Origin of the sequence: Secundilactobacillus silagei JCM 19001 (assembly GCF_002217945.1) — a bacterium.
GTDB classification, from domain to species: Bacteria; Bacillota; Bacilli; order Lactobacillales; family Lactobacillaceae; genus Secundilactobacillus; species Secundilactobacillus silagei.
In genome coordinates, this window is record NZ_BCMG01000009.1 from 137032 (window position 1) to 147457 (window position 10426).

9 protein-coding genes and 1 riboswitch are annotated in these 10426 nt (G+C 48.0%); of the genes, 8 read left to right on the plus strand and 1 reads right to left on the minus strand.

All coding sequences use genetic code 11. The features are described 5' to 3' along the window. Positions 1 to 46 precede the first annotated feature (46 nt). Positions 47 to 244 (minus strand): YjzD family protein, encoded by a 198-nt coding sequence (locus CES79_RS09160; protein WP_054656432.1) that lies wholly within the window; start codon positions 242 to 244, stop codon positions 47 to 49. A 121-nt stretch (positions 245 to 365) separates the two neighbouring features. Between CES79_RS09160 and dnaE the strand changes: the two genes are divergently transcribed. The 8 genes from dnaE (at position 366) to CES79_RS09200 (ending at position 10100) form a co-directional block, all read left to right on the plus strand. Beyond that, entirely contained in the window at positions 366 to 3734 is a 3369-nt protein-coding gene (gene dnaE / locus CES79_RS09165) for a DNA polymerase III subunit alpha (RefSeq protein ID WP_089136998.1), read from the plus strand. A gap of 208 nt (positions 3735 to 3942) precedes the next feature. Continuing rightward, on the plus strand, positions 3943 to 5700 hold the full coding sequence (gene pyk / locus CES79_RS09170) for a pyruvate kinase (protein ID WP_054656433.1): 1758 nt from the start codon (positions 3943 to 3945) through the stop codon (positions 5698 to 5700). Positions 5701 to 5881: 181 nt separating this feature from the next. Next, a complete protein-coding gene (locus tag CES79_RS09175) occupies positions 5882 to 6790 on the plus strand; it encodes a CvfB family protein (RefSeq protein ID WP_089136999.1) in 909 nt (302 codons plus the stop codon). Next, positions 6768 to 7661, plus strand: a complete 894-nt coding sequence (gene xerD, locus CES79_RS09180; RefSeq protein ID WP_054656434.1) for a site-specific tyrosine recombinase XerD — start codon at positions 6768 to 6770, stop codon at positions 7659 to 7661. The genes CES79_RS09175 and xerD overlap by 23 nt, the downstream gene beginning before the upstream one ends. Positions 7662 to 7679: 18 nt before the next feature. Continuing rightward, positions 7680 to 8036: an N-acetyltransferase gene (locus tag CES79_RS09185; RefSeq protein ID WP_089137000.1), complete on the plus strand. Its 357-nt coding sequence runs from the start codon at positions 7680 to 7682 to the stop codon at positions 8034 to 8036. Beyond that, positions 8029 to 8784 (plus strand): segregation and condensation protein A, encoded by a 756-nt coding sequence (locus CES79_RS09190; protein WP_054656435.1) that lies wholly within the window; start codon positions 8029 to 8031, stop codon positions 8782 to 8784. Before CES79_RS09185 ends, CES79_RS09190 begins: the two co-directional genes overlap by 8 nt. Continuing rightward, entirely contained in the window at positions 8781 to 9368 is a 588-nt protein-coding gene (scpB, locus tag CES79_RS09195) for an SMC-Scp complex subunit ScpB (RefSeq protein WP_089137001.1), read from the plus strand. The genes CES79_RS09190 and scpB overlap by 4 nt, the downstream gene beginning before the upstream one ends. A gap of 3 nt (positions 9369 to 9371) precedes the next feature. After that, a complete protein-coding gene (locus CES79_RS09200) occupies positions 9372 to 10100 on the plus strand; it encodes a pseudouridine synthase (RefSeq protein WP_054656436.1) in 729 nt (242 codons plus the stop codon). A gap of 53 nt (positions 10101 to 10153) precedes the next feature. Further along, positions 10154 to 10275, plus strand: a riboswitch (FMN riboswitch). Positions 10276 to 10426 lie beyond the last annotated feature (151 nt).

Sequence of the window (10426 nt, forward strand, 5' to 3'; positions counted from 1 at the left end):
AAAAGCGGCAGTCCTTTAATTAAGGACCACCGCTTTTTTATAACCGCTAATTTTTGGCTTTTGTATCCGAATTTGAAACTAATTTAATTCCGTTGGTAAAGATCAAAGCAGCAATGGTTGCTACGATGCCAATTTGCATTGGGACGTAGTGCATCAGCTCCAGTTGGCTACCGATGTAACCAATGACTTCACCAAAGATAATTGCCCAAAAGATGACAACCAAGTTTGCTTCTAATATTTTCATTGTAGACACCTCGCTATCATTTGAAATTTTAGCATATTGTCGGCCAAATTGAAAGCCTTCAATTGCGAGTCTCTGTTATAATAAAGAGCAGAATCTCAACGAGAAAGGAAGCCGAGAAGACATGGTATTTGTCCCCTTACAAGTCATCAGCAGTTACAGCCTGCTGCAGAGTACCAATCAACTGGATGAACTGGTTAAAACGGCGGCTGAACGCGGTTATCAGGCATTGGCGCTGACCGACCGTAACGTGATGTACGGGACGGTGGCGTTTTACCAGACCTGTTTAAAGTACAAGGTTCAGCCAATCATTGGCTTAACGGCTGACTTGGCCGGTCTATTTGCGACGGAACAGACTTTTCCCATGGTTCTGCTGGCGAAGAACCAAGCTGGTTATCAGCATTTAATGGCGATTTCGTCGTTTCTGCAAACCCGCTCGGACCAGGAACCGGTGACGGTGGCGCAAGTCCAGCAGTGGCTGCACGATTTGATGGTGATTTTACCTAGCGAAAGCGAACTGCAGTATTGGTTAGACCAGGGACAGCAGGATAATGTGCACCAGTTATTGACCCGGTTAGGCCAAGTTGTGGATGAAAACAGCCTGTTGATTGGCATTGCACCCACCCAGTCACAAACGGTGCGTCAGCTGCTGACCAAGTTGGCGGCGGATGCGCGCGTGAAGGTCGTGGCGTTGCCCGAAGTCCGTTATTTAGACGCTAGTGACCGGTTTGCGGTGAGCGTGTTAAACGCAATCAAGGACGGTACGACCATCAGCAATTTGGCAGCAGCTCAGCAGCAGACCGGCCAGTACTGGCTGCGGCCAGCCGCTGAATATAGCAGTTTGTATGAGGATCTCGGTCTGAAAGCAGCGGCGGAGCTAACGGCAACGGTGGCTGACGCCTGTCAGCTCCAGTTGAAGTTTCAGCATCCGCAATTGCCTCAATTTCAGACACCGGATCAGCAATCCGCTAAGACCTATTTATTGACTCAGTGCCAGACGGGGCTGACCAACCGGCTGCAGGAAAATCACGTGACGGATGCAGCTCCTTATCACCAGCGGCTAGATCATGAATTAGACGTCATTGACCGAATGGGGTTTAATGATTATTTTCTGATTGTCTGGGATGTCATGCAGTTTACCAAACGGGCCGGGATCACCACTGGTCCTGGTCGGGGGTCGGCTGCCGGGTCACTGGTGGCCTACGTGCTGGGTATTACGGATGTGGATCCATTGGAATATAATCTGCTATTCGAACGTTTCTTGAACGAAGAACGGGCGCAGATGCCAGATATTGATTTGGATATTCCGGATAACCGCCGCGAAGAAGTACTGGAATACGTTCACCAAAAGTACGGCCATGAACGGGTCGGACAGATCATTACCTTTGGCACCTTAGCCACTAAACAAGCGATTCGGGATGTCGGCCGGGTGTTTGGCTTGCGGCCGTACGAATTAAGCGAATGGAGTAAAACAATTCCCAGCGTGCTGCATATTTCCCTGAAGGAAGCCTATGAACAGTCACAGCCACTGCGCAATCTGGTGGCGGACTCTGCCACTAACAAATTATTATTTGAAACGGCGTCTAAACTAGAAGGGCTGCCACGGCACTATTCGACCCACGCGGCCGGCATCGTGTTAAGTGACAAACCATTAACGGACATCGTGCCGGTTCAAAACGGGTCGGAAACGATGCTGATGACCCAGTACACTAAGGACTACGTTGAACAGGTCGGCCTACTGAAAATGGATTTTCTGGGATTACGGAACCTGAGTTTATTGGCTGCTGCCTTGAAGTACGTTAAAGTTCAAACGGGGCACGATCTAAATATCAGCCAGATCAATTTGAATGATCAAGCAACCTTAGAACTATTTCAAAAAGGTGATACCAATGGCGTGTTCCAGTTTGAATCCAGTGGGATCAAGAACGTTTTAAGACGGCTGCACCCCGATTCCTTTGAACTCGTGGCAGCTGTTAACGCCCTATACCGGCCAGGGCCAATGGAAAATATTGACCACTTTATTAAACGCCGGTTCAATCAAGAACCCGTAACGTATCCGGATGAGTCTTTAAAGACCATTTTGGCACCCACGTACGGCATCATCGTGTATCAAGAACAGGTCATGCAAGTCGCATCAGCGATGGCCGGCTTTACGCTGGGCCAAGCCGATTTACTGCGGCGGGCCATGAGTAAAAAGAAAAAGGCCACCATGGAAGCCATGCGCAAGCGGTTTATTGATGGTGCGGTTGCCCAGGGGCATGAAACGTCAGTCGCCCAAGCTACTTTTGACTATATCGACCGGTTTGCTAACTACGGGTTTAACCGCTCACACGCCGTGGCTTACAGTAAGATGGCGTTTGAATTAGCCTATCTAAAAGCCCATTATCCGGCGGCCTTCTTTACCGCGTTGCTGAACTCCGTGCTAAATAATAGCACTAAAACCAAACTGTACTTGATGGAAGCCAAACGGCATCAGGTGGTTGTTTTGCCGCCCAATATTAATTACAGCAGCAGCTATTTTAGATTGGAAAAGGGCCAGATCAGGTTTGGCCTGGCTTCCATCAAGGGGATGCGACGGGATCTGCTGCAAAGCATCATGGACGAGCGGCAGACCAATGGCCGTTTTAAGTCGCTACACGAATTTTTGGTGCGGCTGGATCCTAAATGGCTGAAAGCCGATTTGATCGAAGGGCTGATCTATTCCGGCGCCTTTGACGATTTTGGCTACAACCGAGCGGAACTGATTGCTAGTCTGCCGGAATTTCTCAGCAGTGTGGAACTGAGCGGCAATAGTGTGGATCTATTTGAAGCACTGGCGCCTAAGATCAAGCACCAGCCGGATTTCCCGTTAACTGAGCGGCTGGAAAAGGAAAATGAGTACCTGGGCGCTTATCTGTCAGGCCACCCCGTTGAGCAATTTGCTGAATTAGCGCAGCAACGCGGAGCAGTCACGATTGGTGATGTCAGCGCGGATCAGCACGTGACCCTAGTGGTCTACGTTACTCGGATTCGCACGATTCGCACCAAGCGCGGGGATCAAATGGCGTTTCTGACGGCCAGTGATCTGACGGGTGAGATCAGTATTACAGTCTTTCCCAGCACTTACCGGCAGATTGCACCGTGGCTGGCAAAGGAACAGGTAATTTTAGTGACTGGTAAAACTGAGACTAACCGGGGCAGCGTTCAAGTTGTTGCTGACTCAGTGGTACAGGCAGCCTCAATCAAACCGGCACAACCGTCAGTAAAAGAGCTGCACGGTGACCGCTGGTTCTTGCGGTTAACGGCTTCCGCGGATGAAACGGTTACGATGACTAAGTTAACCCAGTTTTTGCAGGCACATGAGGGGCGAACACCAGTGATTGTTTACCGGGTCAGTGATGACAGCAAACGGCTTTTAAGCCAGTCATTTTGGTTGCCAGCCAGTGAGCAATTAGTGAAACCATTAGAACAAATTTTGGGTGACCATAACGTAGTGTTACAGGTCAAATCTTAAAATTGTTAGTTAAGATAATCTCAATAAAGGGCATGAAAACGCTTTTATACCGGAAATGTACAGTTTTTGGACAAACACCGCAGACAATAAATTTGAAAAGTGCTAAAATAACTTACGGATTCCAAATTGGACTGGTTTGAATGTGATAACTGTCACAAGATGGTCGAGCGAATGAATTAGTCCTAAACTCAAAGGAGAGATTTTTCTTATGAAGAAAACCAAGATCGTAAGTACCCTTGGTCCCGCTAGTACTGATGTGGACACTATTGTTAAATTAATTGAATCCGGTGCAAATATTTTCCGGTTCAACTTTTCTCATGGTGACCATGAAGAACATTTAGACCGTTTAAACAAGGTCCACGAAGCTGAAAAGATTACTGGTAAGACCGTTGGTATCATGCTTGATACTAAGGGTGCTGAAATTCGGACTACTGTTCAAAAAGACGGTAAGATCCAATACAAGACCGGTGACAAGCTCCGAATTTCTATGGACGACTCCTTAGAAGGTGTTAAGGATAAGATTGCGGTCACATATCCTGGCTTATTTGATGATGTTAGTGTTGGCGGTCACGTTTTATTCGATGATGGTCTGCTTGACATGGTCATTGATGAAAAGGATGATGCCAACAAAGAATTAGTTGGTACCATGCAAAACGATGGTATGCTCGGTTCACGTAAAGGTGTTAACGCACCTGGCGTTTCAATCAACTTACCAGGGATCACCGAAAAGGATTCTTCTGATATCCGCTTCGGTTTGGATCACGAAATCAACTTCATTGCCGCTTCATTCGTTCGTAAGCCACAAGACGTTATGGACATTCGTGAATTATTGGAAGAAAAGCACATGGAACACGTCCAAATCTTCCCTAAGATCGAATCACAAGAAGGTATCAACAACTTTGACGATATCCTCAAGGTTTCTGATGGGTTGATGGTTGCTCGTGGTGACATGGGTGTTGAAATTCCTACTGAAAACGTGCCTTTAGTTCAAAAGCACTTGATCCGTGCATGCAACAAGATTGGTAAGCCAGTTATTACTGCCACTCAAATGTTGGATTCAATGCAAGAAAACCCACGTCCTACACGTGCCGAAGCATCTGATGTTGCTAACGCCGTCTTTGATGGTACTGATGCAACCATGCTTTCTGGTGAAAGTGCTAACGGTGAATACCCTGTAGAATCCGTTGCTACTATGAACCGAATCGACATCAAGGCTGAAAATGCTTTGAAGGACTTTGGTACTGACCACATGGACTTAGCTAACGCTGACGTTACTGAATCAATTGGTGCTTCAGTTGCCCGTGTTGCTAAGAGCTTGGGTGTTAAGACCATCGTTGCAGCTACTGAATCAGGCTACACTGCTCGTATGATCAGCAAGTACCGTCCAGATGCAAACATCTTGGCCGTTACTTTTGATGACCGTACTCGTCGTGGCTTGATGGTTAACTGGGGCGTTTACCCAATCGTTGCTGAAAAGCCAGCTAACACCGATGCTATGTTTGATTTAGCAGCTGCTAAAGCTGTTGAAACCGGCTTAGCTAAGGAAGGCGACTTGATCTTGATCACTGCCGGTGTTCCCGTTGGCGAACGTGGTACCACTAACTTGATGAAGGTTCAATTGATCGGTTCAAAGTTAGTTCGCGGCCAAGGTGTCGGCGATGACACTGTTATTGGTAAAGCCGTTTTAGCAAGCAACGCTAAGGAAGCTAACTCTAAGACTACTGAAGGCAGCGTTTTGGTTGCTAAGAACACTGACAAAGACTATTTGCCAGCTATCGAAAAGGCCAGCGCCGTTATCGTTGAAAATGGCGGTTTAACTTCACACGCAGCCGTAGTTGGTATCTCAATGGGGATTCCAGTTATCGTTGGTGCTAAGGGTGCTTCAGAAAAGATTTCTGATGGCGAATTAATTACTGTTGACTCACGTCGCGGTGTCGTTTACCACGGTGCTTCAAACGCACTTTAATCATTTAATTGATTGCAATTTAAAAAGTCTAGCCTGCGGGTTAGGCTTTTTTTAGTGGCTAAATAACGCAATTTAGTCGTTCTAATTTTGACCGCTGACTTGAGAATAAACTACCACCGCAGGGCAATATGTGCGATAATATCAAGAGATGTGCAATCAAAGAACGAACGGGGATACTAAAATGAATAATGAATTAACGCAGTTACTGGGCCGGATCATTAGCGGCGAAGTAACTGATGAAAATGACAAGGAATATTACGTTCAGACGAATGGTTTGACGTTTCGACTCGACAAGACTGAAATTGAAAAACCCCTGAAGCTGGGCAGCCGGTTTAAAGGGTTTGCTTACGAAAACGAACAGCACCAACTGCAAATTACTCGCAACGCACCTAAAGTGCAGGTTGACCATTACGGTTTTGGTGAAGTGGTGCGGGTGCAGCATGGTCTGGGCGTGTTCGTCAATATTGGCCTGCCTAATAAAGACATTGTGGTCTCACTGGATAATTTGCCGGAAATCAATGCCCTTTGGCCCCAACGCGGTGACCGGCTAATGCTGTCGATCACGCTGGATAAAAAGGGCCGGATGTGGGGCGACCTCGGTGACGAAGCGCTTTACCGGGTCATTGCACAGCCAGTGACGACTAAGTTAGATAATAAGGACGTAGTGGTTACGGCTTACCGGTTGAAATTGACTGGGACGATGGTGCTGACTACTGACTATCATCTGGGCTTCATTCCACCCGAAGAACGGGATCAAGAACCCCGTTTAGGGCAGCAATTAAATGCTCGGGTCATTAGCCAATTTCCCGATGGCACGTTAAAAATCTCGTTACGGCCACGAGCCTATGAAGCGATTCCAGACGATGCCTTGATGTTATTGGCAACCTTGCAGCATGCGCCAGAAGGTAAAGTGGCGTTTACGGACAAGAGTGCCCCAGAAGACATTAAGGATTACTTTGGAATCAGCAAGGGCCAGTTTAAGCGGGCCGTGGGTCATTTGATGAAGCAGCAGTTCGCTGAAGAACACGACGGCTATCTGTGGCTGACTGAAGCGGGACGTGATCAAAATGAAAACGGACGAGCAGACTGAGGATTTTTTGCATGATCTTCGAATCGAACGGGGACTAGCCGCCAATACGATCAGTTCGTATCGGCTGGACCTGAAAGAATTTCGGCAGTTTTTGGACCAGCAGCATATTACGGATCTGGTAAAAGTCGACCAACTGACGATCCTGAACTTTTTAAAGCAGCAGCAAACTAGCGGCAAAGCGCGCAACAGCGTCACGCGAATGGTGTCGACTTTACGGCACTTCTTTCAGTACCTCGTTGAAAATGATCAGCTGACGGTGGACCCAATGGCGGAGATCAAAGCGCCTAAAAAGGGTCGGCCATTGCCGCAAGTCTTGACGGTGGCCGAAGTTGAAGCGCTGTTAGCGGCACCGGATACCAGTAACAAGTATGGGATTCGCGACCGGGCAATTTTAGAGGTGATGTACGCTACGGGGCTGCGGGTCAGTGAACTGGTCCATCTCAAAATGGGCGAGTTGCACCTGGAAATGGGGCTGATTCAGACTCTGGGCAAGGGCAACAAGGAGCGGATCATTCCGATTGGTGACGTTGCTATCGACTGGATCGATCGGTACTTAAATCAAAGCCGGCCGGTACTGCTGAAGCAGCGTACGTCGCCCTATCTCTTCTTAAACGCTCATGGCAGCGGGTTGAGCCGGCAAAGTATCTGGCAAAAGATTCAGTACTACGTCAGTGTAGCCGGGATTCGTAAGCACGTGACGCCGCATACCCTGCGGCATTCATTTGCTACCCACATTCTGGAAAACGGTGCTGATCTGCGGATCGTTCAGGAATTACTTGGCCATTCGGATATTTCAACGACGCAGATCTATACCCATATTTCCAAGAAACACTTAACCGAAGTTTATCGTAAAGCTCATCCAAGAGCGTAACGTTTGGGAGGAATCAATTTGTTACTGAAATACCGGACTGACTATGAAAAAGTGGCGATGGGCTTGCTCTCGCTTGCACCCGCGCTAAAAAAGATCGACCGTCTGCAGGCTGAACTGCAGTGGTATCAAGATAGCGATGCACGGCAGCTGCTGTTGTGGAAAGATCTGAATCAGGACTTTTCCGGCATCGTGGGTGTTGAGTTACGGCCGAAATTTGTCATCGTGCGCTTAATTGCCTTGATGCCGGCAGTGCGGAATCATAATCAGACCAATACGATCTTAACTGAATTACAAGATATGTATCCCAAGCAGCGTATTATGGGCACCCTGGAAACGACGGGAATCGTTGCCAAATGGGAGGCCAGTCATGAGTGAAGCACCAGTTTTGATTCACGTGCAGAACTTTGAGGGGCCGTTAGACCTGCTCTTGCACTTGATCAAATCTTCATCCATCGATATTTATGACATTCCCATCGTGGCCATTACTGATCAGTACATGACCGCTCTGCGGCAGATGCAGGATCATCAGCTGGACGTGGCCGGTGATTACTTCGTCATGGCCGCCACGCTCATGAAGATGAAGGCCAAACTGCTGTTACCGGTAGAAGAACCGCCGGCTGAAGAAGACGACGAACCGAGCTTAGAAGAGATGCAGTCTGATCTGGTGACTAGACTAGTACAGTATCAGCGCTATAAGCAGGCTGCCGGCTGGTTTAAGCAGCAGGCGCTGGCACGGCAAAAATTTTATACCCGGCCAGAAATGGCGGTGCCGGCTGGTGTGAAATTAGGCAAGTTGGCACCGGGCTTAACCACCGCTGATCTGCGACGGAGCCTGATCGGTTTGACGCAGCGTAAGCGACAGCCAGAACTGCCAATGCGGCTGGTCCGCAGCGAACAGTACACGGTTAAAGGTCAAATTCATACGCTGCGGTTTAAACTCAGTCAAACGCGGGTGGCAGTGGCCTTTGGTGACTTGTTTGATCAACGGCCTAATAAGGAAGAACTGGTGACGACTTTCCTAGCGTTACTGGAAATGACCAAGCAGCATGAAGTAGCCGTTGATCAGCCTAACCGGGTCATGCCGATCACCGTTAAGCCGGCCAAATTGGGAGAAGAGAAATGAGTAAGATACAGCAATTAGAGGCGCTGCTGTTTGTTAGCGGCGAATCCGGACTGACGGTGACGGAGCTGGCAACGCTGACCGATTCAATGGTGCCGGCAGTCAATCAGTCGTTAGGCAAATTAAATCAAAAATATGCCAGTGATCCGGATTCAGCACTGGTGATTTTAAAAAGTAACGAAACGGTCCGCCTGGCCACGAAAGAAAGCCTGGCGAATACCGTCAATCAGTATTTCGAGGCCCCCAGTTCGACGGGGCTGTCTCAAGCATCACTGGAAGTTTTGGCGATTATTGCGTATAATCAGCCCATCACCCGAATTGAAATCGATGAGATCCGGGGCGTCCAGAGTTCTGGCACCTTGAATAAGTTGATGCTGCGGCAATTGATTGCCGAGTCCGGCCGTAAAAAGGGACCGGGGCGGCCTAAGCTGTATCAGACCACGGATTACTTTATGGATTATTTTGGGCTTAAACAGCTGACGGACCTACCGCCGCTGCCAGATGCACAAACGACGGGTGATGCAGAACAGAACAGTGATTTATTTTTAAAACGGTTTAACCAACAGATAAATGCGGAGGATAAATAGTACATGGAACGATTGCAAAAAGTTATGGCCCACGCGGGGGTTGCTTCACGACGGAGTGCCGAAAAGATGATTACTGCCGGACACGTTAAAGTGAACGGTAAAACGGTAACGGAATTAGGCACCAAAGTTAGCAAACATGATCATATTTTAGTGGACGAAATGCCCATTCAGACTGAAATGCCAGTTTACATTTTAATGAATAAGCCGCGGCAGGTGGTTTCAACCGTCTCCGATGATAAGCACCGCAAGACGGTGATCGACCTGCTGGATGATGAGATCAAAGAACGGGTCTACCCCGTGGGCCGGCTGGACTATGACACTACCGGCTTATTACTGCTGACTAACGATGGGGCCTTAGCGAACCAGCTGACCCATCCCAAGTATGAAGTCGATAAGTCATACGTTGCCAAGGTGCAGGGCATCCCAACTAACGATGAATTAAAACGTCTGCGTCATGGCGTCAGCATTGATGGTAAGCTGACGTCCCCAGCCAGAACGAAGTTAATGTCCAGCGATGAAGGCCGTAAGACGGCGATCGTTTCCATCACGATTCATGAAGGTAAAAATCATCAGATCAAGAAGATGCTGCAGGCGGTGGGTCACCCGGTAATGAAACTGAAACGGGAAACCTATGCGTTCTTAACGTTAAAGGGTGTTCAGCCCGGCGATTTTCGGGAACTGAACCCCGAAGAAGTTAAGGAGTTAAAGCGAGTAGCCAAGCTAGACAATTAACTTGCTTTTTTGAAGTTTCCCCCGTACAATTAGGGTAAATAATTAAATAAGTGGTTCATCTTCAGGGCAGGGTGTGATTCCCGACCGGCGGTAACAGTCCGCGACCTACTCCTCGAGTAGTTGATTCGGTGCAATTCCGATACCGACAGTAAAGTCTGGTATAAAGAAGATTGGGTTAACACAAATTAGTGTCAAGCCGAATTAATTTTGGTTCTATCATATCTGTTGTTGGTCATGTCACAAGACATGATCGACAACAGATTTTTCTTTCTGTAATCTATGTATGTTGACACGAAAAAAGGATATCGCCATTGCTTTATCCTTCC

What these genes read in the sequence shown, in the direction of transcription:
- dnaE (WP_089136998.1), top strand. Translation starts at nt 366, where the DNA reads ATGGTATTTGTCCCCTTACAAGTCATCAGCAGTTACAGCCTGCTGCAG.
- CES79_RS09160 (WP_054656432.1), bottom strand. Translation starts at nt 244, where the DNA reads ATGAAAATATTAGAAGCAAACTTGGTTGTCATCTTTTGGGCAATTATC.
- CES79_RS09200 (WP_054656436.1), top strand. Translation starts at nt 9,372, where the DNA reads ATGGAACGATTGCAAAAAGTTATGGCCCACGCGGGGGTTGCTTCACGA.
- CES79_RS09190 (WP_054656435.1), top strand. Translation starts at nt 8,029, where the DNA reads ATGAGTGAAGCACCAGTTTTGATTCACGTGCAGAACTTTGAGGGGCCG.
- xerD (WP_054656434.1), top strand. Translation starts at nt 6,768, where the DNA reads ATGAAAACGGACGAGCAGACTGAGGATTTTTTGCATGATCTTCGAATC.
- scpB (WP_089137001.1), top strand. Translation starts at nt 8,781, where the DNA reads ATGAGTAAGATACAGCAATTAGAGGCGCTGCTGTTTGTTAGCGGCGAA.
- CES79_RS09175 (WP_089136999.1), top strand. Translation starts at nt 5,882, where the DNA reads ATGAATAATGAATTAACGCAGTTACTGGGCCGGATCATTAGCGGCGAA.
- pyk (WP_054656433.1), top strand. Translation starts at nt 3,943, where the DNA reads ATGAAGAAAACCAAGATCGTAAGTACCCTTGGTCCCGCTAGTACTGAT.